At 58.7% G+C, this 23,355-nt stretch carries 21 protein-coding genes; 14 read left to right on the forward strand and 7 right to left on the reverse strand.

Annotation, left to right across the window (positions count from 1 at the left end; all coding sequences use genetic code 11):
• Positions 1 to 17: 17 nt before the first annotated feature.
• From FAZ30_RS08140 to FAZ30_RS08185, 10 genes are all read left to right on the forward strand, one after another.
• The gene (locus tag FAZ30_RS08140) at positions 18 to 6,899 is read left to right on the forward strand and encodes a glycosyltransferase (RefSeq protein ID WP_137009239.1); all 6,882 of its coding nucleotides are present in this window, start codon (positions 18 to 20) and stop codon (positions 6,897 to 6,899) included.
• Between the two features lie 90 nt (positions 6,900 to 6,989).
• The gene (locus tag FAZ30_RS08145; RefSeq protein ID WP_124644392.1) at positions 6,990 to 7,832 is read left to right on the forward strand and encodes a flagellin N-terminal helical domain-containing protein; all 843 of its coding nucleotides are present in this window, start codon (positions 6,990 to 6,992) and stop codon (positions 7,830 to 7,832) included.
• A gap of 41 nt (positions 7,833 to 7,873) precedes the next feature.
• The gene (locus tag FAZ30_RS08150) at positions 7,874 to 8,335 is read left to right on the forward strand and encodes a flagellar protein FlaG (RefSeq protein WP_246043420.1); all 462 of its coding nucleotides are present in this window, start codon (positions 7,874 to 7,876) and stop codon (positions 8,333 to 8,335) included.
• A gap of 37 nt (positions 8,336 to 8,372) precedes the next feature.
• Positions 8,373 to 9,731: a flagellar filament capping protein FliD gene (gene fliD / locus FAZ30_RS08155; protein WP_124644390.1), complete on the forward strand. Its 1,359-nt coding sequence runs from the start codon at positions 8,373 to 8,375 to the stop codon at positions 9,729 to 9,731.
• Positions 9,732 to 9,755: 24 nt separating this feature from the next.
• Positions 9,756 to 10,184, forward strand: a complete 429-nt coding sequence (gene fliS, locus FAZ30_RS08160; RefSeq protein ID WP_124644389.1) for a flagellar export chaperone FliS — start codon at positions 9,756 to 9,758, stop codon at positions 10,182 to 10,184.
• Positions 10,185 to 10,207: 23 nt separating this feature from the next.
• The gene (locus FAZ30_RS08165) at positions 10,208 to 10,525 is read left to right on the forward strand and encodes a hypothetical protein (RefSeq protein WP_124644388.1); all 318 of its coding nucleotides are present in this window, start codon (positions 10,208 to 10,210) and stop codon (positions 10,523 to 10,525) included.
• Positions 10,526 to 10,591: 66 nt separating this feature from the next.
• Complete coding sequence (locus FAZ30_RS08170) at positions 10,592 to 10,948, forward strand: DUF2802 domain-containing protein (RefSeq protein WP_124644387.1); 357 nt, start codon at positions 10,592 to 10,594, stop codon at positions 10,946 to 10,948.
• Positions 10,945 to 12,000, forward strand: a complete 1,056-nt coding sequence (gene fliK / locus FAZ30_RS08175) for a flagellar hook-length control protein FliK (RefSeq protein WP_137009241.1) — start codon at positions 10,945 to 10,947, stop codon at positions 11,998 to 12,000. Before FAZ30_RS08170 ends, fliK begins: the two co-directional genes overlap by 4 nt.
• Positions 11,978 to 12,319 (forward strand): EscU/YscU/HrcU family type III secretion system export apparatus switch protein, encoded by a 342-nt coding sequence (locus FAZ30_RS08180; RefSeq protein ID WP_124644385.1) that lies wholly within the window; start codon positions 11,978 to 11,980, stop codon positions 12,317 to 12,319. Before fliK ends, FAZ30_RS08180 begins: the two co-directional genes overlap by 23 nt.
• Positions 12,320 to 12,431: 112 nt before the next feature.
• Positions 12,432 to 13,298 (forward strand): NAD(P)-dependent oxidoreductase, encoded by an 867-nt coding sequence (locus FAZ30_RS08185; protein WP_137009243.1) that lies wholly within the window; start codon positions 12,432 to 12,434, stop codon positions 13,296 to 13,298.
• Between the two features lie 175 nt (positions 13,299 to 13,473).
• Here the strand turns inward: FAZ30_RS08185 and FAZ30_RS08190 are convergent, their stop codons facing one another.
• Positions 13,474 to 13,764: a DUF1272 domain-containing protein gene (locus FAZ30_RS08190; protein WP_124644383.1), complete on the reverse strand. Its 291-nt coding sequence runs from the start codon at positions 13,762 to 13,764 to the stop codon at positions 13,474 to 13,476.
• Between the two features lie 382 nt (positions 13,765 to 14,146).
• On the opposite strand from FAZ30_RS08190, the gene FAZ30_RS08195 reads away from it, so the two are divergent.
• Positions 14,147 to 14,386, forward strand: coding sequence for a hypothetical protein (locus FAZ30_RS08195; protein ID WP_124644382.1), 240 nt, complete (start codon positions 14,147 to 14,149; stop codon positions 14,384 to 14,386).
• Here FAZ30_RS08195 and FAZ30_RS08200 read toward each other — a convergent pair.
• From FAZ30_RS08200 to FAZ30_RS08210, 3 genes are all read right to left on the reverse strand, one after another.
• Entirely contained in the window at positions 14,370 to 14,879 is a 510-nt protein-coding gene (locus tag FAZ30_RS08200; protein ID WP_124644381.1) for a hypothetical protein, read from the reverse strand. The genes FAZ30_RS08195 and FAZ30_RS08200 overlap by 17 nt on opposite strands.
• 206 nt (positions 14,880 to 15,085) lie before the next feature.
• Complete coding sequence (locus FAZ30_RS08205; RefSeq protein WP_124644380.1) at positions 15,086 to 15,718, reverse strand: hypothetical protein; 633 nt, start codon at positions 15,716 to 15,718, stop codon at positions 15,086 to 15,088.
• A gap of 577 nt (positions 15,719 to 16,295) precedes the next feature.
• A complete protein-coding gene (locus tag FAZ30_RS08210) occupies positions 16,296 to 17,162 on the reverse strand; it encodes a YicC/YloC family endoribonuclease (RefSeq protein WP_124644379.1) in 867 nt (288 codons plus the stop codon).
• Between the two features lie 100 nt (positions 17,163 to 17,262).
• Here FAZ30_RS08210 and FAZ30_RS08215 point away from each other — a divergent pair, with 100 nt between their 5' ends.
• The 3 genes from FAZ30_RS08215 (at position 17,263) to rph (ending at position 19,970) form a co-directional block, all read left to right on the forward strand.
• Positions 17,263 to 18,231 (forward strand): serine/threonine-protein kinase, encoded by a 969-nt coding sequence (locus tag FAZ30_RS08215; protein ID WP_137009245.1) that lies wholly within the window; start codon positions 17,263 to 17,265, stop codon positions 18,229 to 18,231.
• Positions 18,232 to 18,241: 10 nt separating this feature from the next.
• Positions 18,242 to 19,135 carry a PP2C family protein-serine/threonine phosphatase gene (locus FAZ30_RS08220; RefSeq protein WP_124644377.1) on the forward strand — a complete coding sequence of 298 codons (894 nt, stop codon included), beginning with the start codon at positions 18,242 to 18,244 and terminating at the stop codon, positions 19,133 to 19,135.
• A gap of 118 nt (positions 19,136 to 19,253) precedes the next feature.
• Positions 19,254 to 19,970, forward strand: coding sequence for a ribonuclease PH (gene rph / locus FAZ30_RS08225; RefSeq protein WP_124644376.1), 717 nt, complete (start codon positions 19,254 to 19,256; stop codon positions 19,968 to 19,970).
• A 61-nt stretch (positions 19,971 to 20,031) separates the two neighbouring features.
• Here rph and FAZ30_RS08230 read toward each other — a convergent pair whose 3' ends face one another.
• The 3 genes from FAZ30_RS08230 to rstB all read right to left on the reverse strand — a co-directional run bounded on the left by FAZ30_RS08230 (position 20,032) and on the right by rstB (position 23,354).
• Positions 20,032 to 20,841 carry a trypsin-like serine peptidase gene (locus FAZ30_RS08230; protein ID WP_137009247.1) on the reverse strand — a complete coding sequence of 270 codons (810 nt, stop codon included), beginning with the start codon at positions 20,839 to 20,841 and terminating at the stop codon, positions 20,032 to 20,034.
• An 89-nt stretch (positions 20,842 to 20,930) separates the two neighbouring features.
• On the reverse strand, positions 20,931 to 21,944 hold the full coding sequence (locus tag FAZ30_RS20570) for a hypothetical protein (protein WP_205676655.1): 1,014 nt from the start codon (positions 21,942 to 21,944) through the stop codon (positions 20,931 to 20,933).
• Positions 21,945 to 22,082: 138 nt separating this feature from the next.
• Positions 22,083 to 23,354 carry a two-component system sensor histidine kinase RstB gene (gene rstB / locus FAZ30_RS08240; RefSeq protein WP_124645386.1) on the reverse strand — a complete coding sequence of 424 codons (1,272 nt, stop codon included), beginning with the start codon at positions 23,352 to 23,354 and terminating at the stop codon, positions 22,083 to 22,085.
• Position 23,355 lies beyond the last annotated feature (1 nt).

A 23,355-nucleotide genomic window follows, 5' to 3' on the forward strand; every position in this document is an offset into this window, starting at 1 on the left:
AGAAGAAAGTAAAGTTTATGCTGACTTTGTTTATCCTCATTCAATCGGTAGAAGAGATCCAACGAGTTTGGGATCACTGGCAGCAGAATGCAGGCTCGCATGAAGTGATCCTGCTGATCGATGTGCAGCTGCAGAATGCGCCTTTGCCCGCGCATACCCTGCCTGTAGTTTTTGTCAGTTTCAACAACGGCCTGCCCATGCTTGCCGGGGCGGACCTGGGTGCTGCCGGTGAGTGGCTGGGTTTTGCCTCGCCGGGCAGCTATCTGCTGCAACAGCCCTGGAGCGAAACACCCGATGCCGACTGGGTGGTGACCGACTGGTGGGCTTCTCTGCAAGACAAACTGCCGTTCCGCCACGAACGCAGCATGCAGAATGAACAGGACTACCGCCTGCATGTGCTGCAGGACCTGAGCGCCTGGCAGCAACTGCTGCAACGCAGTCACGATCCGGCCTGGCTGCTGCTGGACCAGCCGGTCAGCTGGTTGCGCAAGGAATGGTTGCTGCAAGATGCCGCGCCGGGCGCTTGCATGGTGCCGTGCGAGTGGCTGCAGCACAGGCTGCTGACTGATCTGCAGCAAGGCAAGGCGGTACGCTTGCAGGTGCTGCCGGTTGCCGCCGCGCTGTTGCCGGTGCTCAACAGACTGCCGGAACAGGTGCAAGTGCAAGCTTCGCAACGGGAAATGGTCAGTTGGCTGCTTGTGCTGCTGGGCCAGAATCCGGGCCAGTCTGCTCTGCGCCAGACAGTGCTTGCCCTGGTGCAGCAACATCGCCCCTGGCTGTTGACGCCGCGGGCTGCCGAAGGTTCGGCCTATGCAGTGCTTGCCGACGTGTTCCGAGAGAATTGCCCGGATGCACCATCCCTGGCTCCAGTATTGAAACAGGGGCGGGAGTGGGTGCTGGTCAGTGAGGCGCAGTTCGACAGCATTCAGGTGATCAGTCATCAGCAGGCTGCTGTATGGGAGGCCCGCGCCGATAGCTTGCGACCTGCGGTCATGCGCAGCGAACTGGTGCGGGTAGACCAGATATTGATCATCGAGGCTTTCGATGCCACCTGGCTGGATGCCGAAGGCTGCATCTTCCAGTTGATGGCGCTGTATCGCCTGCCAGATGGCCGCTGGGTCTTGCCCGCGGTATTGCAACATTGGGCAGAGGCAAAGCTGAATGCACTGACGGCCATGCTCAATGCCATGCAGCAGCAAGCACAACGCAATCAGGTGGTGTTGCTGGATGGCGATTTTGCCCGTGAACTGGGCGATATCGGCAATGGTCGCTTCCTGCCGGGCATGGAAGGCTATGCCACGCTGGTACAACACACGGCACGCTATCGTTTCGCGGCCGGGCAGGGCAGGTTGGGGCGGGTGCTGGATTGCGCTTCCGGTGCCGGCTATGGCTGGCAATTGCTGCACGATGCCGACTGCATGGATAGCTATACCGGTATCGACCTGAATCCCGATGCCATTGCCTTTTCGCGCCGTTTCATTCCGCATGCACCAGCCAGTTGCCAGTTTGAAGCCCGCTTGCTGGATACCCTGCCCAAGGCGGCTTACGACACGGTGATTTCCTTTGAAACCATCGAGCACACCGACGACCCGGAAATCTTTCTGTGGGACCTGTCCGAGCGCATCGCGCCAGGTGGCCGCCTGCTGTTGAGTCTGCCCACGGAGCGTTGGGCAGGGTCGCATCTGAATCCCACGCACTGGACCAACTGGAATGAACAGCGGGTACGCCGCCTGTGTGAACGGGTGTTTGATTCGGTACACCTGATCAGACTGCGGCTGTCGCTGATTACACCGGAAACCTTCCAGTCGGGGCTATTGCATGAAGGGCTGGCAGAGGCGGGAGAGGACGAGGGTTTTGTCATTATCTTGCAGCAGCCGAAAGTGCGTCAGCATGGTGCACGCGTCGTGTTGCAGCGCCGTTTCGCCATGGGCGATGCCTTGCTCGCCAGCAGCTTGTTCCCGGCACTGCGCAGCACATATCCAGACCATCAACTGGTGATGAAAACGCAGGTCGTGGAGGTATTCCAGGGCGTGCCCGAGCTGGATATTGTCGGCTGCATGTCCTTGAGTGTGCGGCCGGAGGACATCCACATCAATCTGGATAATGCCTACGAAGAAGCGCGGGCATTGCACATCATTGAGGCTTATGCGGCTAAGGCGGGTGTCGCTGCGGCGGCACCGCAGTTGCCACGGCTGTCACAGGATTACCGTCTGCTGGCAGGTAAAGTGCTGGAGGCCGGCTGGCTGGGCAAGCGCACACCGGGCTATGTGCTTGCCATTCACATGGCATCGGCATCGCCTGACCGCATCTGGCCTTTGCCACATTGGCTCAAGCTGCTTGCCGCATTGCAGCAGCATGATATTGCCCTGGTCTTGCTAGGGGGCAGCAAGGATCTTCGTCTGCAGGCGCTGCCCAGAGCCCTGCAAAAGAACGTCATCAGCATGGTGGCGGAGGGCAGCATTGCCGAAACCGCCGCCGCGATTGCCGTGGCCGATGTGCTGATCGCACCTGATTCTGGTCTGATCCATATCGCCAATGCGGTGGGAACGCCGGTGGTCGGCCTGTTTGGCATGGCCTTGCCAGAGACCCGTCTGTCTTTGCAGGGCAAATCAATTGGCCTTATCGCAGATATCGAATGCAAGGGTTGTCTGGCCGAGCTGGCTCCCGACGCCCTGCCGCTGTGCCGGCGTGGCCATGCTTATTGCATGGATGAATTGCGGCCTGCCGTCGTGCAGCAGGCAGTAGAGCAGTTATTGAGCCAGATACAGCCTTGCCAGTGGCAACCCCGGCTGTTGCAGGCCTTGCCGCTGCCGCAGGATGAGAAAATCTATCTGCAGGCCCAAAAAACCAGCTTACCTTTGCAGCCCACACCGCAGGTGGAGAAGCACGCTGCAGCCACATCGTCGTCTACGGTCGAGCTGTCCGGGCTGTCTGGCTTGCCTTTGCTGCCAACGCGCCGCCTGCAGCCCAAACCATTTGCCGCTGCCGCGACATTCCCGCCACAGGAAAAGATCCGTCTCGGCATTCTGTCTGGCGATGTGCTGGATGGTGCCTGCATGCGCTTGCGCCTGTTTGACCCGTTCAGTCTGCTGTCTCCCTGGCTGGACACCGTGTTTTTCCCCGGCAACGGCATGTACGATTGCACCCACGAGGCGGTGGATATCGATGCATTTACCCAGTGGGCTGATCTGTTCGTGATCCAGCGTGCGATTTGCAGCGAACGCAATCAGGATTTTGTCAGCAAACTGTTTGCCACCGGCAAGCCCATCATTTTCGAGCTGGATGACTGGCTACCCGCCTTGCCCGCTTCACATCCGCAGTTCAATGACTTCTCACCCTGCGACTTGTGGCGCTTCTGGCAGCAGCATCTGCCGCAGTGCACGGCGGCAACCGTCAGCACCGAGCCCTTGGCTCAGCAGCTCAAATCACTGATTCCTGATGTCAGGGTTGTGCCAAACACGCTGTCCAGGGCTTATTACACCAGCTTCTCGCCCCGTAGCAGAAAGCCGGATGAGCCGATCACCATTGGTTTTGCCGGTACCTCTACCCATGTCGGCGACGTGAAGATGATCAACCAGGCATTGCTGGGCATTCAGCAGCGCTTTGGCCAAGGCCAGGTCCGCTTTGTGTTTTGGGGCTGCGTGCCGCTTGGTTTTGAAAGCGCCTCGAATGTGACGGTAGTCAACAAGTCGGTTCCCTATCCGGATTATCTGAAGGAGCTGCAGCGACTGGGGCTGGATATTGCGCTGGCACCGCTGGAAGACAGTGTGTTCAACCATGGCAAGTCCGATCTGAAATGGCTGGAGTACACCGCAGTCGGTGCGGCGGCCGTGCTGAGTGATGTGGCGGCCTATCAGGAAGCCAAGCAACTGGGGCTGGCCGAAGTGGTCGCCAATGATGCCCGCAGCTGGGAAGACGCCATTGCCAGGCTGATCGAAGACCAGGCCTATCGGACCCAGTTGCAAGCACGCTCCTACGACTACCTGCAGCAGTACGCCACGATGGAAGACCAGCTTGGGCACTGGGTGCGCTTGTTGCAGGATGTACTGCCGCCTAGCCTGAGCCAGGTACTGGATAGTTATGCGGCCGAGCATCATGGTCCGGTGCACAGACAGCCCGTTTCATTGATGCACGCTGATGATTACCGAGCCTGGAATAAATGGGAACAAAGCCATCAAATACGGGAAATCGATGCGGAAATGATGGCTGGGCGGATGGTCATGCAGTGGCGGCAGCAGCCTGAGTTCTTGCTCATCATGCAGGTTTCTTATGCTGAGCGTGACCGCCTGGCGACAACCATCGACAGCTTGCAGCAGCAAATGTATCAGCGCTGGAAACTGATCGTGCTGGCTGACTGGAAACAGCCGGATCCGATCTTCACCGGCAATGACACGCTGGGTTGGCTACAGCTGGATACGCTGGATGATCCGCAGCTGCTGAGCGCTGCGCTGAACGGCTTGCTGGGCGAGGTGCGCAGTGACTGGGTGATGTTGCTGCCGGCAGGGGTGGCCTTGGCTCCGCAACTGCTGCTGCGCATGGGCGACGCTATCCAGGCGCAAGCCCAGGCACTGGCGATTTATACCGACCACGACAGCTACACCCAGCCGGGATGCTATGTTCAACCTAGCCTCAAGCCTGATTTTTCGCTCGATTATCTGCGTGCCTATGACTACGTGGATAGTGCGGTTGCCTTGTCTTATCAGGGATTGGCCAGCCTGGGCGGTTTTGAAGCCTACCCGGGGGCCGAGGTCTGGAATCACTTGCTGCGGCTGGCGGAAAACTACGGACTTGGCGTCGTCCATCATCTGGATGAGGTCTTGTTCCACCTGCCGGCACAGCCGCTTGGTGTGCGGCACGAACGTGAAGCGGCGCGTCAGGTAGCGCTGGAGAACCATCTGCAAAGACTGGGAATCGCGGCAACGGTAAGTAGTGGTTATGTGGACAATACCCTGCATGTGGATTACCAGCTGAGCGGTACGCCGCTGGTGTCCATCATCATTCCCACCCGCGACAAGCTGGAGTATCTACAGCCCTGCGTGGAGAGTCTGTTTGCCAATACCACGTATCCGCACTTCGAATTGCTGATTGTCGACAATCAGTCGATTGATCCTGACACGCTCGATTTCTACGCCAGCCTGCAGCAAGACTACCCTGGGCGGGTGCGCATCATCGAATATCCGCAGGCCTTCAATTTTTCCGCCCAGTGCAATAGCGGCGTCGCTGCTGCACAGGGTGAATATGTACTGCTATTGAACAACGATACCGAAATCATCCAGCCGGAGTGGCTGGAGCGGATGCTGGGCATTGCCCAGCGCCCGGAAGTCGGTGCCGTGGGGCCACGACTGGTTTATCCGGAGATCGGCCGCATCCAGCATGCCGGCATTGTGCTCGGCCTGCCCGCCGGCATGTTGTCGGTAGCGGATCATGTGCATGAAAAAGCAGCCCTGGATGAACCTGGCTACATGAACCGCTTGTTGACCGAACAAAACTACTCGGCGGTGACTGCGGCGTGCTTGCTGGTCGCCAAGGATAAATACCTGGCGGTGAATGGTTTTGATGCAGATGATCTGACCGTGCTGTTCAACGATGTCGACTTCTGCCTCAAATTGCAGCAGCAGGGGCTGCTGAATGTTTTCACGCCCTATATCACGCTGGTGCATCACCATGCCAAGAGTATCGGCAAGCAAACCTATGATCCGACCATCGCCCTGCGTGCGGCAGCACGCGAGCAGCAGGAACTGGGTGTCATGCTCAAACGCTGGTTGCCCCGACTGGCGCATGACCCGGCCTATAACCGCCACCTGAGCCTGCGTTCCAAGAGCATGCTCATCGAAAACACCTGCACGGTCAGCTGGTCACCACGTGAACAAGGCAAGACCAAGGTATTGGGGCTACCCATTGCCGGTGGCAGTGGCGAATACCGCGTATCAATGCCTTTCCATGCGCTGCAGCAGGCGGGGCGACTGGATACCGATCTGATTTCACCGGTCAAGGGCGGTGCCATGCCGGTACTGTCCGTGGTGGAAATGGCCAGGCTGAATCCGGAAATCCTGCTGGTGCACACCATCCTGTCAGATGGCATGCAGCATGCCTTGCAGCAGTACCGGGAGTACTTGCCAGACATGCGCGTGGTATTCGGGCTGGACGATCTGGTGGGAGCGCTGCCGGAAAAGAACATCCTGCACCGCCTGTGGCGCAAGACCATGCCGGATGCCCGCCCGCGTTTGCGCGCCATGCTCAAGCACTCGGATAGCCTGATCGTATCGACCGAGCCACTGGCTGATGCCTGCCGCAACATGATTGATGATATCCACATCATTCCGAACCGCCTGGCGCGGCATATGTGGGGCGACTTGACGTCTGGCCGCCGCCAAGGACGCAAGCCGCGTGTCGGTTGGGTCGGTGCCCAGCAGCATCAGGGTGATTTGGCGCTGATTCTTGAAGTCGTCAAACAGACAGCGCATGAAGTTGACTGGGTATTCATGGGTATGTGCCTGCCGGAGATGCGACCCTATATCGCAGAGGAGCATGGCTGGGTACCTTTCCAGGACTATCCCGCCAAGGTGGCGGCACTGGATCTGGATCTGGCCATTGCTCCGCTGGAAGTCAATGTCTTCAATGAGTCGAAGAGCAATCTGCGCTTGCTGGAATATGGCGCCATGCGCTGGCCGGTCATCTGCACGGATATTTATCCGTACCAGACCAATGCTGCGCCAGTATGCCGTGTGCCCAATACCACCAAGGCCTGGGTCGAGGCCATCCGCGCCCGCATCCATGACCTGGACGCAGCTTATGCGGAGGGCGCTGCCCTGCGCGCCTGGGTGGATCAACATTACTGGCTTGATGATCACCTGGATGACTGGCAACTGGCACTAAGCGGCCAGATTCCCAAAAAATAATCACAGGGCCGCTAAAGTTTGCCAACGGGGGGCCGATAACTAGTCAAGGCCCACACTGTCGCCCCCCCGAATGCTCTAAGGAGAATCATCATGGCACTTACCGTCAACACCAATATTGCGTCGCTCACCGCACAGAACAACCTGAGCAACTCCAGTTCTTCGCTCAACCTGTCCCTGCAACGCCTGTCCTCCGGTCTGCGCGTAAACAGTGCCAAGGATGATGCTGCCGGCCTGGCCATTTCCCAAACCCTGACTGCCGCCATCCGTGGTAACAACCAGGCCATCCGTAACGCTAACGACGGTACTTCCGTAGGCCAGACGGCTGAAGGTGCCTTGGGTCAGATCGGTAACAACCTGCAGCGTATCCGTGAAATCGCCACCCAGTCGTCCAACGGCTCGGTTAGCGACACTAACCGTTCGCAGCTGCAAAAAGAAGTCGACCAGCTGACCCAGGAAATTTCGCGTATCGTACAAACCACCCAGTTTAACGGTACCAAACTGCTGTCTGGTGGTAACACTCTGACTTTCCAGGTGGGTTCGTCCGGTTCTACCGACAACACCGTATCAGTATCGGCATCTGACCTGACCACTCAGCTGTCGTCCTACAACTCTTCGTTGACCAATACCAATACCATCAACGTATTGACCCAGACTGGCGCCCAGGCTCAGCTGTCGGCACTGGATGCGGATATCGGATCGGTATCGAACATTCGTTCCACCTTCGGTGCGGTACAAAACCGTTTTGATGCAGTGGTTTCCAACCTGCAAAACTACGTGACCAACCTGACCGCCGCCAACAGCCGTATCGTGGATGTGGACTTCGCATCGGAAACCGCCAACCTGACCAAGAACCAGATTCTGCAACAGGCCGGCACTTCCATCCTGAAGCAGTCCAATTCGCTGTCGCAATCGGCACTGACACTGCTGCAGTAAGCTACACTGAAGCCATAAGCTGAAAATCGGCCTCGGTTGGCATGCTAACCGGGGCCGTCTGCACAGGAGTAGTTGCCATGCAAATATCATCGACGAATGGTCCCGTTCTGCCTTTGGCGACCACCCCGACTGCGCGTCAGCAGAATCAGCTGATTCAGGGTAATACCGCAGATGCCACCGCCAGTTCGGTCTTGCCCAATTCTGCCGCCGGCGTGACTGCGGTAGGGCAAAGCCAAGCGCAAAACACTACCAATGATGGAACTCAGCAGAAAAAATCAGATCCATCTGAGCTGCAGAATTCGGTAAAGCAGCTGAATGATGTGGCCAAGCTGTACTCCAGTCAGCTAGAGTTCTCTGTCGACAAAGATACCAATATTCAGGTCGTCAAGGTTGTCGATCAGGAAACCCAGAAAGTGATCCGGCAGATTCCCTCGGAAGATGCCATCCGTATTGCCAAGGCAATCGGCGATTTCAAGGGTTTGCTGCTCAAGGATAAAGCCTGACGGCGGTAGCGTTCAGTATGTAAGGAGGTAGTGCCCCATGGCTTCCATCACGACCAGTGTCGGCTCGCTGGATGTACAGTCTATCGTCAGCCAGTTGATGACCATTGAGCAGCAGCCTCTGCAAGCCAGTCAGCAGCGCTCCAGCAAATACAATACCCAACTGAGTTCGATCGGCCAGATCAGCTCCGCCCTGTCGGCCTTGCAAAGCGTCTCCGGCAAGATGTCGACCGGATCATTCCTGCAGCAATTCAAGGCTGCTTCCACCGATACCAGCATTGCCAATGTCACCACCACCACCGGTGGGGTGGCGGGTAGTTATGCGCTCAACGTGACGCAGTTGGCCAAATCGCGCCAACTGGTGTTTGACCAGTTCGGTGGCAGCAATGTGACAGACCCCAAGGCAACCTTGAGCGGGGCACCCACCTCGCTGACACTCACTGTCGCTGGCAAGGACACCGTGATCAATCTGACGCCCAGTGCGACAGATACCGTCAGCCTGCAGTCCATTTCTGACCGCATCAACCAGAGCGGTGCCGGGGTGAATGCCTCGGTGGTGCAAAACAACGGCCAGTACAAGCTGGTGCTGGCTTCTGCTGTTTCCGGTAGTGATAACGCTTTCAGCATTAAGGCAGGTGGCAGCGACTCTGGCACGACAAGCGGTTCAACCCTGGCCGGCCTGACGCAAAGTGCTACGGCTGCCAGCGAATCGACTGCAGCGGGCGATGCCTTGCTGACCGTGAATGGCGTCAGTGTCTCCTCGGGCAGCAACCACCTGACCAACGTCATTTCGGGTGTCAATGTCGATATTACCAAGCTGGGGCAGTCCACCGTCACCATGGCCTCGGATAGCAGCGGCATTACTTCTTCGTTGCAAGGTTTTGTCGATGCCTACAATCAGGTGAAATCTGCGGTAGACTCGGCACGTTCCGGCAGCCTGAAGGCGAATGCATCGGTACTTGCCATCCAGCAAAAACTGACCAGCATCCTGAGTACGCCGATTCCGGGTGTCGATGCAAATACTTCGTATGCCTACCTGTCCCAGGCCGGTATCGCCATTCAGAAGGATGGCTCGCTCAAGCTGGACCAGACCGCCTTCAACAAGGCGCTGAGCGCCAACCCCAGCGCGGTGGCCAATCTGTTCGGCAACACCAGCAATACCGGCTTTGGTGACCGGCTGAGCGCGGCGGTCAATGACTTGCTCGGCCCGAATGGGGTGATTGAAACCAGCAAAAGCTCGATCAATAGCCTGATTAGCTCTGAAACCAGTTATCAGACCAGCATGAGCGCCAAGCTGAGTGCGCGGCAGACTCAATATACCCAGCAATACACAGCGTTGAATGCCGTATTGTCGAAAATGCAGCAATCGACCAGTAACTTGTCCAGCCTGCTGGCTTAGGACAGATAGAGACGGTAAAGAACCATGCTGAATTCCAAAATGCTCAAGCAGTTCAACAAGGCCTATGAAGATGATGCGCTAAAGGCAGCCGTGTACGGTGCCAGCCCGGTGGGCCTTGTTGTACTGCTCTACGAAGGTGCCATCAAGGCGATCAGTCAGGCCGGCTATGCCATAGAGTCGCAGCGTTATGATGAAAAATCCCGGCTGATCTCCAAGACCATCGACATCATTGATGGCCTGCGTGAGTCGCTGGATTTGCAGCAAGGCAGCGAGGCGGCAAGCAATCTGAATGACCTCTACATCTATATGAAGCAGCGTCTGAGCATTGCCAATCTCAAGAATGATCTGGAAATCCTGGCAGAGATTCGCCGCCTGCTGGAAACCATCCTGCCTGCCTGGCAGGAACTGAATCGTTCCGGCATGGCGACAGGCGCGGCCAGCAATGCCTATTGAGCCGGCCCTGACGAGGAGTTGCCATGAGCGCTGATTTCAATCCCCTGCAAATCGATGCCATGCTCGCCAGCATGGCAGCTGCCCTTGCGGCTTGCGAGGCGCAGGATTTTGAATCGGTGACGCGCCTGGCGGCCGAGCAGGAAAGCGAACTGGCCGCCTTGCTGCACCAATTGCAGCCCATCGCCGCCGGTATCCCGGAAGAGACCCGCGCGAAACTGCGACAGCTGGTGACACAGCGCGAGCTGCTGCAACAGCATATTGCCGACTGGATTGCCCAGATGCGCGAAGAAATGCAAACCGTCAGCCAGAACAGTCGTCTGCTCAAGACATATTCTTTATAAAGGCTGGCTTGGGTTGTTGCCGGTTTCACCATACACTTAGAAAAAGTGCAGCGTGAGGTTCATACCATGTCCGGTTCGCTCTTTTTCTATATGGTTGGCTTGTTCCTGCTGGGGCTGGCTGCTGCCTGCGGCTATCTGTACTGGCGTCTGCATCAGCTGGAAGGCCGGCGCGATAGCCTGACGGCAATGTATCTGGATCAGCACCAGCAGCAGATCAGCGCCTTGCAGCGCGATCTGGCCCGGCTCATGGCCCGGCTGGAACAGCAGTCGCGCACTGAGCCGGCTGTGCTCAGTCCCTATAATCAGGCCATCGAAATGATCAAGCAGGGTATTCCCGCTTCCGAAGTCGCGATGCAATGCGGTATTTCGCGCAGCGAAGCCGAGCTGATCATTTCTCTGTACCGCAATAACTCCACCTCATGATTCCATCCCTGCCGCCCGCGATCACCACCGGCACCCTGGCGCCGCAAACCGTTTCCTCCGTCCGCTTGTTGCTGGAGGGGGGCCGGGCGCTGCTGGATGCCAGCGTACTGCCGGCCAAGCTGCCGCCACTGCTACTGGGCGAGCAGGTGGATGCCCAGGTCGTTGATAGCAAGGACAATGGCCAGCAACTGTCGGTGCTGATCAAGAACAGCCTGTTCAACCTGATCGTGCCGCAAGGGATGACGGTCAGTGGCAATACCCTGTCGCTGAAAGTGGCGACCCTGTCGCCGACACTCAGCTTTGCCTTGCAGGAGCAGAGCAAGGAGCTGCCGCAAGATGGCTCGGTGGAAGTGCAATTGAGCCCAGCCTCCAAGTACCTCACCGGCATGTTGCAGACCGGCAAGCCGGGCTTGCCGGCAGCCGATCTCAGTCTGGACGCGGCCACACAAACGCCCGCCAATCTGGCACAGAATCTGAAAAACAATGTCAGCCAGAGCGGCTTGTTTTATGAGTCCCATCTCAAGGAATGGCTGGACGGCCGCCACAACCTGAGCCAGGTACAGCAGGAGCCGCAGTCGCGCCTGCTCAGCAAGCTGAATGATGATCTGGCCAGCAATGCCTCCAGCAGTAATGCCACCGCAAGTAATACGCTGAGCCCCAGAACGGTGGCACCAGAACTGGCCAATCTGGTACAGCGCCAGCTGGATATCGTGGAAAACCAGCAACTGCAGCTCAACGGCTATGCCTGGCCAGGACAGCCCATGCAATTGCAGATTCAACAGGAAGAAACCCAGGAGCGCACCGGCAGCCTGGGTGCTGACGAGGCTGGTGTATGGAGTACTTCCTTGTCGCTCAGCCTGCCGGCGCTGGGTGGTTTGTCGGCGCGGGTGCGGCTGGTAGGGCAGAGCGTGCAGGTATCCTTTGTGGCCGAAGAAGACGAAGCTGGCGGCCTGATTCAGCAACATGCAGCCCAGTTGCAAAGCGGCATGGAAGCGGCCGGGCTGACGCTGGCCAACCTGATGGTGAAACATGGCACAGTCTCCCAAGGCTGAAGAAGGCCGCAAGTCGGCCGTTGCGCTGGCCTACCGCGAAGGCCAACGCTCGCCTACCGTCGTGGCCAAGGGCTATGGCCAACTGGCCGAGCGCATCATTGACCGGGCCAAGGATGCCGGTGTCTTTGTGCACGACTCGCCCGAGCTGGTATCGCTGTTGATGCAGGTCGATCTGGACCGGCATATTCCCGAAGAGCTTTACCGCGCCGTGGCCGAAATTCTGGCCTTTGTCTACTTCCTGGAAAACAAGGCAACCGGTGCTGATTTTGAGTTCGAGTCCTGGCTGGCCGGGCGTCAGAACAAGCAGCCATCCAGCTGAAACCCCACCTGCCATCTGTGTGTGGCCATCTGCTTTATTCCCAATGCTTGCCCTTAAAAGCCGCGGTTTGCGGTAATCTTATGCTTTGCCTTCGCATACAGCTGGAGTGGATATGAAAGTCGGTTATATCGGACTGGGCATCATGGGCCTGCCTTGCGTTTTGAACCTGTTGAAAGCCGGACATGCGGTCACCGTTTGGTCGCGACGCCCGGACAGCGCAGCAGCGGCACTCGCTGCCGGAGCCAGCTGGGCGGATAGCCCGGCGCAACTGGCCGCCCAGGTGGACGTGCTGGTCAGTAATGTCTCCGACACCCGCGATGTGGAGCAGGTGCTCTTGGGCGAGCAGGGGGCCGTGCATGGTGCGACAAAGGGGCTGGTGTGTGTCGACATGAGCACCATTTCTCCGATTGGCGCGCGCGACATCGCCGCCCGACTGGCCGCTGCTGGAGTGGATTTTCTTGATTGCCCGGTATCCGGCGGCCAGGTGGGCGCTGTGAATGGCAGCCTCACCATCATGGTGGGCGGCAAGGCCGAGGCGCTGTCCAAAGTCCGCCCGGCACTGGAGGCCATGGGCAAGACCATTACCCATATCGGTGATTCAGGTGCCGGCCAGGTGGCCAAGGCCTGCAATCAGATCGCCGTTGGTGTGGGCGTGGCTGCCGTGGCTGAAGTCATGAAGCTGGCCAAGGCCTGCGGCGTTGACCCGGCACCGGTACGCGAGGCCCTGTTGGGGGGCTTTGCCCAAAGCCGGGTACTGGATATCCATGGCCAGCGCATGATTGATGACAACTATGCGCCGGGTTTCAAAGCCCATTTGCACCTGAAAGACATGGGCATCGTGCTGGATACCGCCCGTCAGCTGGGCATCCGTCTGCCGGAAGCCGAGCGGGTAGCAGGCCTGATCGGCCAACTGGTCGAGCAGGGAGAGGGCGAGCTGGACTCTGCCGCCATCGCCCGCTTGATCTGGCAGCAGAACTAAGCCGCTTGCAGGCTTGGCTAGCTGTGGGCGACATGGCTTGAGTGAGATTAAGGACCCCGCGTAGGCGGGGTTCTTTGTATCTGCTGCTGGATAGTCCGCCCCCGGCCAGGGGCTAATTATCTGAACCGCTCCGCAGTTTGCGGAGCGGTTTCAGTTTTCGCACGACACGGCCTGCTCAGTCCTGTTGCCGTTCTGCCAGCCACCGCGCGTGAGCGGCCAGGTCCACCGGGCGATAGACCTCACGCTGGCTCGCCGGGTAGTGCTGCAGATCATTATCATGCCGGCCACCGCTGGCCGGGCGCAGCGGGCGCGGGCTGAAGCCACCGCCGCAGTTGGGGCAGACCTGCTGCAGCAAGGCCACGCATTCTGTGCAGAAGGTGCATTCAAATGAACAGATACGGGCATGAGCTGCGTCGGGCGGAAGCGGCGTACGGCAGTGTTCACAGTTTGGGCGAAGTTCCAGCATGCTCAAGTCTCCTGATGGTGATGTCACAGCCTAGCTGCCATCGCTTGGGGGGAACAGGCCTGGCCCGGACATCATCCAGCCAAATCCGGACAGCCTTGTTGGCGGGGTAATAGTGGCCTCGGCCATGCTTCCATGGCGCGGCAAGCTGAACGCTGGGCTGAGGTATACGGCATTGCGATCCGCGTTCGCTCGCTGTTCGTGCCGTGCGGATGTGCACATCCAGCTAAAGCACACTCCGGTGTACTGTGGTGCGCCAGCAAAGATCACTGTGCGCGGAGTAGGGCGCTATTGTCCGGTGCAACATCCTTCCGCCTGGCAGAAGGCAACTGAACGATATGCCGGTTGCGGCACTCTAACCGTGTCTGCCAAGCAGGAGGCTGCCATGGATGCCATTGATATTCTGGGCCTGATGAAAAACCACCCGCCACCAGAGCCAGTCAGCCTGTCTGCCATTCCCTTGCTGTTGGCGCAGGCCATTGCCGGCATTGCGGCGAAATTGAGTGTAGAGGAGCTGGACAAGCTGGTCAGGGCTGGCGCGGCCCTGTATGCCCACGAACAGGATGTGTGCTTCAGCAGTGTTGCCGCCGACTTATTGGCGAAGCAGCTTAACGAGTCGCCTTGACTGGCTTGGCCGGGGCCTTTTCGGCTGGCTCGGGCAGGTACTGCACCATCAGTGCCAGTTGGGTCCGGTAGCCGTTTTCCTGCAGCATGCCCAAACGCTCATGCCAGGTCAGGCTGTCGCCGGCATGCCGCATGCCGCCATTGCCGCTGAGCAGAATGGCCGCACTGCCGCCATTGCGCCTGACTTGCTGGGCGATAGCCCGTAGCATGCTGAGATTCACATAGGGCTGATCATAGTCGCTGACACGCAGCATGCCCATGATCCGGTAACGGTGTGGCGGGTCGCCGGCGTCCCATATTTCCACTCCGTCCACCAGCCGCTTGCTGCCCCCCTCTCCATCAATCACCTTGTTGCCGTTGCGATATTCGTAGGTGGTGTAGTCGGCCGTGGTGCACGCCACCAGGCAAAGGGCTAGCGCGCCCAGTGCTGCCAGAAGGGCAGGCCGTCTGATTAGTAGCGGGCGCAGCGCCGAGGCCGGCAATGGTTTCAACATCAAAGACTGATCCGAGGTGAGGGTGGCGGCAAGCGCAGAGCCGCATGCCTGTGGGGCTGGAGGTGCATGCCCGGCACGTGTGGTGCGCTGTTTTGTGCAGGCATCTTAACGCTAGTGCGAACGTACGGGCGGACTGGCCGCCCCGCGGGCGGGTAAAGAAATGCAAAACCGGCTGGCTGCTGGTGGCTGCTCGCTCCGCGCAGTACTCAGTCATTCCAGCAGCGCAGGCCATTGGCGCGCATGAAGTCGGGATTTTGCAGCAGGGACTCGGCAAAAGCGTTGTTGGCAATCAGCTGCTCACCCCGGCGCTTGAAGAGCGCGCGCATCTGTAGCCCGATGGGCTGGCCATATTTCTTGAAGCTGATCAGGTACTGGATGTTGAACCCAGCCATGCCGCTGGCAGGGATATCTGGCGTGGCTTGCGTCGCCGGACTATCCCAGCCCTTGCCACAGTGCGTGATCAGCTCAAACAGGAGCTGTCCGTTGGCCAGACGGATACGCCTGGAAAAATAAACAGCGGTCCGTGCTTGATCAACCCACTGCTTTTTCGCCAGATTGGCGTTCTCTGCCAGCGCGTCATTGCGCGGGATGCGGGATTTCCTCACATCCGGGTCCGCATGAATATGCCGATAAAACCGGTCGGCCGCACGGCATTCGCTACAAGCACCTGCCTGCAGGAAGGCCATTTCCTCACGCGCTACCGGTGCCACGACAGCCAATGGTGGTGATGACGGGAGATAAGGATCACTGCTGCTGGCCGGGATGGTATTGAGCAAATCTCCATAGCTACACCCGCCCAGCAAGATGCTTATTCCCATTGCCAACACGATCCGGCGCATGACTCATTCCTTATGTGTGAGCCGGCATTCTAGGTGGCAAGCGCGGTGGATGAATACCATTCCGATGTAAAGATTGTAAGCATGACCTTCAGCTGGCCGGCGGCCCGCCTGTCACCACCATGCACAAACCCGTGTTTTCCATGGCAGGCATGGCGCGTGTGCCGCTTTCCCTGCCGATGAAGTACGGCCCATCACACTGGCGATCCAGTCACGGCGCTGCCTGGACATACCGGTATTGATGCAGGGCAAGGGGATGGTCATCGCCGGTGGACGGTGCAAGTCGCCCCCGTAATACTGGCAGCGCTCTCACACCTCCATTGATGTTGTTGATATCGCTCACCTTCTCCCGGGTGGGCGATTTTTCTTTCCCCTTTGCGCTAGCACGCGCTGGTCAGAATGGTAGCGTCAGCCAGACGCGGTTAATGCCTTCCTCGCCCTTGAGCTTGTGGTTCATGTGTTTGGCCAGGACTGGTCATGTGCTTTGTTGGTAGTGGGCTGGCACGACTTGAAATGAATAAAGCCCCGACTGGCGGGGCTTCTGTTGGTGCGGTGCCACGCTGTGACACGGCATGAAGGTTTACTCGATATTCTGGATCTGCTCGCGCATTTGCTCGATCAGCACCTTCAGTTCGACCGAGGCCTGGGTGGTTTCGGTGGAGACCGATTTGGAGCCCAGGGTATTGGCTTCGCGGTTCAGTTCCTGCATCAGGAAGTCCAGGCGCTTGCCGGTCTGGCCGCCGGTCTTGAGGATGCGTTTGACTTCGCTCAGGTGGGTGGTCAGGCGGGAGAGCTCTTCATCCACGTCGATCTTCTGGGCGAACAGGGCAAATTCCTGCTTGATGCGGTCATCCTCGACATTGCCCAGCGCTTCTTGCAGGCGGCCGGACAGCTTGTTCATATAGGCTTCCAGAATCAGCGGCAGCTTGGGCTTGATGCCGGCGATGATGGTTTCCATCGAGGTGACGCGCTCTTGCAGGATGAGCTTGAGTTTTTCACCTTCGCGGCCGCGCGAGGCATTGAAGTCTTCCAGGGCGGTGGCCAAGCTTTGCAGGCAAAGCTGTTGCAGTACTTCCGGCGGCAGTGAGTTGCTTTTCAGGATGCCGGGCCAGCGCAGCAGCTCGCCGACGGACAGGCCCTTGGCCTGCGGGGCACGTTGCTCGACCTGGGCGGCCACTTGCAGCAGGCTGTCCAGCGCCTGGGCGTTGAGTTCCAGCGTGGTGGTGTCGGTTTCCAGCTGGTTCAGGCCAACACGGCATTCCAGCTTGCCACGGGTCACGCGAGATGACACCATCTCACGCAGCTGTGGCTCGATGACGCGCAGCTCTTCCGGCAGGCGCATCTGTACATCCAGATAGCGGTGATTGACTGCGCGGACTTCCAGGCTGAGCAAACCGCCGGGAAAGTCTCTGCTGATGGAGGCAAAGCCTGTCATACTTAGAATCATTGTGGGTCCCCGATAGTGATGTCAGTCAAAACGATACCGGGCCCGAATTGCTGTTGTAGCTCAATTCCGGGCCAACGAACACTATAGCAACTGCCATGTCATGACTCAATCCAGCCAACTGACTGCCTTGCCGGTAGGTTATCGCCTGGCGGAGTACACCATCGTTCGCCAGCTGTCCGTAGGCGGCTTCAGCGTCGTCTATCTGGCGCTGGACGATGCCGACCGCAAATACGCCATCAAGGAGTATCTGCCGCGCAATCTGGCCGAGCGCGATGATGAAGGCATGGTGACCGTGCCGCACGAGCTGGACCGCGATGCCTTCAATCTGGGTTTGAAGTGTTTTTTTGAAGAAGGCCGCATTCTGGCGGAAATCAGCCACAGCAATGTGGTGCACGTGAGCAATTTTTTCCGGGCCAACCAGACCGTGTATATGGTGATGGAGTATGCCGATGGCCGTTCGCTGGGGCGTGAGCTGGAGGTGACCGGTGGCCGCATCGAAGAGCGGCGCTTGCGCAAATGGTTTGCCGCCCTGTTGTCGGGCCTGCGCGAGGTGCATTTGCACCGTCTGCTGCATCTGGATATCAAGCCGGCCAATATCTACCTGCGCCGTGGCGGGCATCCGCTATTGCTGGATTTTGGTGCTGCGCGCCAGACGCTGTCGCGGCGCGACAAGCATTTCGCCTCGATGTACACGCCCGGCTTTGCCGCGCCGGAACAGTACGAGAAAGATCAGCCGCTGGGGCCGTGGACTGATATCTACGCCATCGGTGCCTGCCTGTATGTCTGCATGGGCGGCCATACCCCGCAAATTGCCGAGCATCGGCGCGAAGCGGACAAGCTGGTGCCGGCAAGCAAGCTGTTCCGCCATTATTATTCCAGAGAGTTGCTTGAATTGACGGATCAATGCCTGAACCTGGCTCCTGACGAGCGTCCACCCAGTGTGATGGCGATTCAAAAGCGCCTGCTGGATGCCGATTACAGTGACCCTGAGCCTATGCCCGAATCCACCCAGGCCGCCAAGCGGCTGGTAGGCTGGATCAAGGGGCTGGCCGGCGGCCGTTCTTCCTGAGGAGTTGTCGATGAAACTATCCATTTTTCAGGAAAGCCGTATCGGCGGCCGTAGCTACAACCAGGACCGCCAGGTGATTGCCCATTCGCGGGAAGCCGTGATGCTGGTGGTGGCCGATGGCATGGGTGGCCACCTGCAAGGCGAGGTGGCGGCGCAGATCACCATCGATCTGATGAGCGAACTGTTTTATCAGCAAGCCACCCCCACGCTGTCGCATCCCAACCGTTTTCTGGTCAATGCCATCAGCTCCACGCACCAGGCCATCCTGGACTATGCCGCCGACCAGCGTCTGCCGGAAATTCCCAGTACCACCGTGGTGGCGGCCATCATTCAGCAGGGCATGCTGTACTGGTGCCATGTGGGTGATTCGCGGCTTTATCTGCTGGATAACAAGCAGGGCATGCGTTTGCGCTCGCGCGATCACTCCCAGGTGCAGCGGCTGATTGATCAGGGCAAGCTGACCGAAGAGGGCGCGCGCACGCACCCGGAGCGCAACAAGATTTATAACTGCCTGGGTGCCACCAGCGATCCGGATATCGACATCGGAGAAAAGCAGTTTTTGCAGCCCGGTGCCTCCATCGTGTTGTGCTCGGATGGACTGTGGTCGCAGATCAGCGATAGCGAGATGGAAAAGGTGTTTATCGGCCGCGCGGTGGGGCAGGTGATGCCGGCGCTGATGAATGTGGCCGAACGCCGTGCCGGCAGTGCCGGTGACAATCTGTCTGCGGTGGCGGTTACCCTGCTGGATGATAGCGCCGACATCACTGGCAAGGCCGATGCGCTGGATACGCTGCTGACGCCGCCACGCCATGCCGGGCGGGTGATTCTGGACCCGAATCTGGAACTGATGCACAAGGAAATCCTGGCCAGCCGCGTGGCAGCGCCTTCCGGCAAGCAAAGCTGACGCCGGCTGGGCCGGCATTTTCAACCCGGCGCTGCCTTGTAGGCAGCGTTATTGTTTTCAGGCCGGTGGTGGCTGCAGACCGGTTGCCACCTGATGCCGTTTTATATTGGAAAGTACGATGCGACCCTCTCAACGCAATACCGATGCCCTGCGCGAAATCCGCCTGACCCGTCATTACACCAAGCATGCCGAAGGTTCGGTGCTGGTGGAGTTTGGCGATACCAAAGTCATCTGCACCGCCAGTGTGGATGAGTCGGTGCCGGGCTTCCTCAAAGGCAAGGGCAAGGGCTGGGTGACGGCCGAATACGGCATGCTGCCGCGCTCGACCGGCAGCCGCATGCGCCGCGAATCCGCAGCCGGCAAGCAAAGCGGCCGCACCCAGGAAATCCAGCGCCTGATTGGCCGTTCGCTGCGGGCGGTGGTGGACATGGAAAAACTGGGCGAGCGGCAGATCCAGATCGATTGCGACGTCATCCAGGCGGATGGTGGCACCCGCACCGCCAGCATTACCGGCGCGTTTGTCGCCCTGCACGATGCCATCAGCGGCCTGATTGCCCAGGGCAAGCTGAGTGAAAGCCCCTTGCGCGATTTTGTCGCCGCCATCTCGGTGGGCATTCACCAGGGCGAGGTCGTGCTGGATCTGGATTATCTGGAAGATTCCGACTGCGAAACCGACATGAATGTGGTGATGACCGGTAACGGCCGCTTTGTCGAAGTGCAGGGCACGGCCGAGGGCGAGCCGTTTTCGGAAGAGGAAATGGCCAGCATGATGCGCCTGGCCAAGCAAGGCATCGCCGAGCTGATTACCCTGCAGAAGCAGGCATTGGGCGTGTAAGGACAGGCTCCAAGCCGCTGTGTCCACGGCAATGAAGCGAAAGGGGCCTTGGGCCCCTTTGTCATTTCTTGCGCTTGCCTTGCTGGATGAATTGTTGCAATTGCTGATAGAACAAGGGGGTGGCGAGCGCCATATTGTCTTCTTTATGGCGGCGTGCCGGGCTGGGGGCCGAGCTTTGTATGCCGACCAGCGTCATGCGGCCGTTGAGCCGAGCCAGCATGGGCGAGCCGCTATTGCCCTCCAGCGTGTCACAGCGGTGGGTCAGCCGGCCGTCTGGCAGCAGGCCGGTGGCCTGACAGTTGCTGTGCACCAAGAGGTGGTTCAGATCATCCAGCGGGTAGCCGCCATTGGTGACTTTCCAGTTGGCCGCCTGCAGTTGTTGCTGCAGTGCGGCACTGTCGCCGGCAAATACCGGTATCACGCCACGGCTGCGGCCCAGCGGCTGGCTTAGCCGGACAAAGGCAAAGTCGCGGTTGGCGATTTTTTTCGGGATATAGGTGCCGTCGGGGCGGTGTTCCAGCCCGGCCAGGAAGCCCTTGTCGACCTGTACCTCGCTGATGCCGCTTTGCTCGGCATATTCACTGCCTGACAGCCCCACGGTAAAGCTGACGGCAGGATCGAAACGGCCACGTTTGTTGATGAAGCAATGGCCAGCGGTGACGACAACATCCTCGGCCACCAGGGTGGCGGTACACACCAGATGGCTGCGGGTTTCCAGCTGCCCCACCGGCTGCCATTGTGCGCTGTCGGGGTCGGTCTTCACGCGTTCATCCTTGCCAAAAAACAGGATGAGCTGTTCGGCCGTGGGTTTGGCCTGGGACGGCAGCGGCAACAGGCAGAGAGACAGGCAAAGCAGGGTGATGCGCAGCATGGGATGGGCTTTCAAATGCAAACGGGGCGCCGAAGCGCCCCGCAGGTATGGCTACAGCCAACCGTAGTCAGCTGTTGATTCCATGCCGATTACTTGGCAGCGGAAGCGGCCTTCTTGGCTTTGGCTTTCTTGGCCGGAGCGGAAGCGTCAGCAGCTTGAGCTTTCTGAGCGGAAGCTTCTACTTTCTTGGCAGCGTGCTTTTTAGCGTGGTGCTTTTTGGCAGCGTGCTTTTTGGCAGCGTGCTTTTTGGCCGGAGCGGAAGCGTCAGCAGCTTGAGCTTTTTGAGCGGAAGCTTCTACTTTCTTGGCAGCGTGCTTTTTAGCGTGGTGCTTTTTAGCGTGCTTTTTGGCCGGAGCGGAAGCGTCAGCAGCTTGGGCTTTTTGAGCGGAAGCGTCTTTCTTGGCTACTTTCTTAGCCTTGGCTTTCTTGGCCGGGGCGGAAGCGTCAGCAGCTTGAGCTTTCTGAGCGGAAGCTTCTACTTTCTTGGCAGCGTGCTTTTTGGCGTGGTGCTTTTTAGCGTGCTTTTTGGCCGGAGCGGAAGCGTCAGCAGCTTGGGCTTTCTGAGCGGAAGCGTCTACTTTCTTGGCAGCGTGCTTTTTAGCGTGGTGCTTTTTAGCGTGCTTTTTGGCCGGAGCGGAAGCGTCAGCAGCTTGAGCTTTTTGAGCGGAAGCGTCTTTCTTGGCTACTTTTTTGGCTTTCTTGGCCGGAGCGGAGGCTTCAGCAGCTTGAGCTTTCTGAGCGGAAGCGTCTTTCTTGGCTACTTTTTTAGCTTTCTTGGCCGGAGCGGAGGCTTCAGCAGCTTGAGCTTTCTGAGCGGAAGCGTCTTTCTTGGCTACTTTTTTAGCTTTCTTGGCCGGAGCGGAGGCTTCAGCAGCTTGAGCTTTCTGAGCGGAAGCGTCTTTCTTGGCTACTTTTTTAGCTTTCTTGGCCGGAGCGGAAGCTTCTGCGGCTTGAGCCTTCTGAGCGGAAGCGTCTTTCTTTACTTTCTTCTCAGCCTTCTTGGCCTTGTGGATAGCTACCGGAGCGGAGGTGTCAGCAGCGAAGGAAGCAGTGGAGGTCAGGCCGAAGGCGGCGGTCAGAGCGAGCAGAGCCAGCTTTTTCATTTTTGTAAAACTCCTAAGTTCATCTTGAAAATCAAGTTTGAAGGAGGACAGATAGTCCTATTCAGGGGGGCATCCTAACGGTGCTGCACCGCAACGTCTACCCGTGCGATGTTTCTCAATGTAACAAAATGTACATTCTCATGTTGGCCAACGAAGAATGAATCTCGCTCCACCCAATGGCGATTTCTCCACCAGTACTTCACCGTGATGCAGGCGGGCGATGCCGGCGACAATCGCCAGGCCCAGACCATGGCCGCCAGTCTTGCGGCCACGGCTTTCATCCAGCCGGATAAAGGGGTCGAACACACGGGCGCGATCCGTCTCCGGAATGCCGGGGCCATCATCATCCACCATGATGATGCAGTTGCGGTTTTCCACACAAACCGTGGTCTGGATGGTGCTCTCGGCATAGCGGCGCGCATTGGACAGAAAGTTGTCGAGCGCCCGGGTGACCAGGTATTGGTCAGCCAGAAAATCAAGCTCCTGGCCGGATGGTTCTATCCAGTTCAGGTCCGGTGCCAGCGTGGCCTGTTCGTGGATACGCTCTTTGGCCCAGGCAATGGCATTGAACTGGTTCAGTTGCAGCGGCGCTTCCGGCCGGTCCAGCTTGGCATGGAACAACAGCTCTTCCACCAGCGAGTCGATGGCGTCCAGGTCTTTTTCAATGGCTTTCTTGGCCGGGGAGTCTTCGTCGCCTTCCAGCAGGGCCAGCCGGTAGCGCAGCCGCGCCAGCGGGGTGCGCAGTTCGTGCGCCACCGCATTGGTCAGCGCCTTCTTGCTGGCCAACAGGGCAGCGATGCTGTCCGCCATGTGGTTGAAGGCGGCGGCAACCTGGCGCACGCCAGAGCGGCTGGGCAGGTGGACCCGTGCCGAGAAATCACCGCCAGCCAGTTTGCCGGCGGTTTTTTCCAGCGTAACCAGATCTTTCCAGTGTGGCTGCATCCACAGGAATACCGGTATCGCCAGCGACAGGCCCAACAGCGCCAGCAAGGCGTAATCCACCGATTTGAGCTGATGCAGGAAGAACAGGTAGCGCAGCGGACCAGCCACCAGCAGGTAGTTGCTGTCTTCGATCTTCTGCAGGAACAGGTATTTGTCTTCCAGCATCACGATCTCGCCGCGATTGAGCGCTTCTTCCGATTCCTCGTCCAGCAGGTAGTTACTTTGCTTTTCTACCGTGACCTTGAAGGTGAAGTCGTGATTCGAGCTTTGCAGCGTTTCCGTCCAGCGGTCTTCCGGTATGCCGTGCAGGTCGGCCTCGATCAGCGAGAGCGTGGTGCGCAGGAGATCGGACAGATAGCGTTCGCCCACATCGTCCACTGCTTGCTTGTATACCGCGCCCACCATCACCACCGCCACCATGAAACAGGTGACCAGCAGCAGGTAAAACTGGATAAACAGACGCCGCATG

It is taken from the genome of Aquitalea aquatilis (genome assembly GCF_005155025.1).
GTDB classification, from domain to species: domain Bacteria; phylum Pseudomonadota; class Gammaproteobacteria; order Burkholderiales; family Chromobacteriaceae; genus Aquitalea; species Aquitalea aquatilis.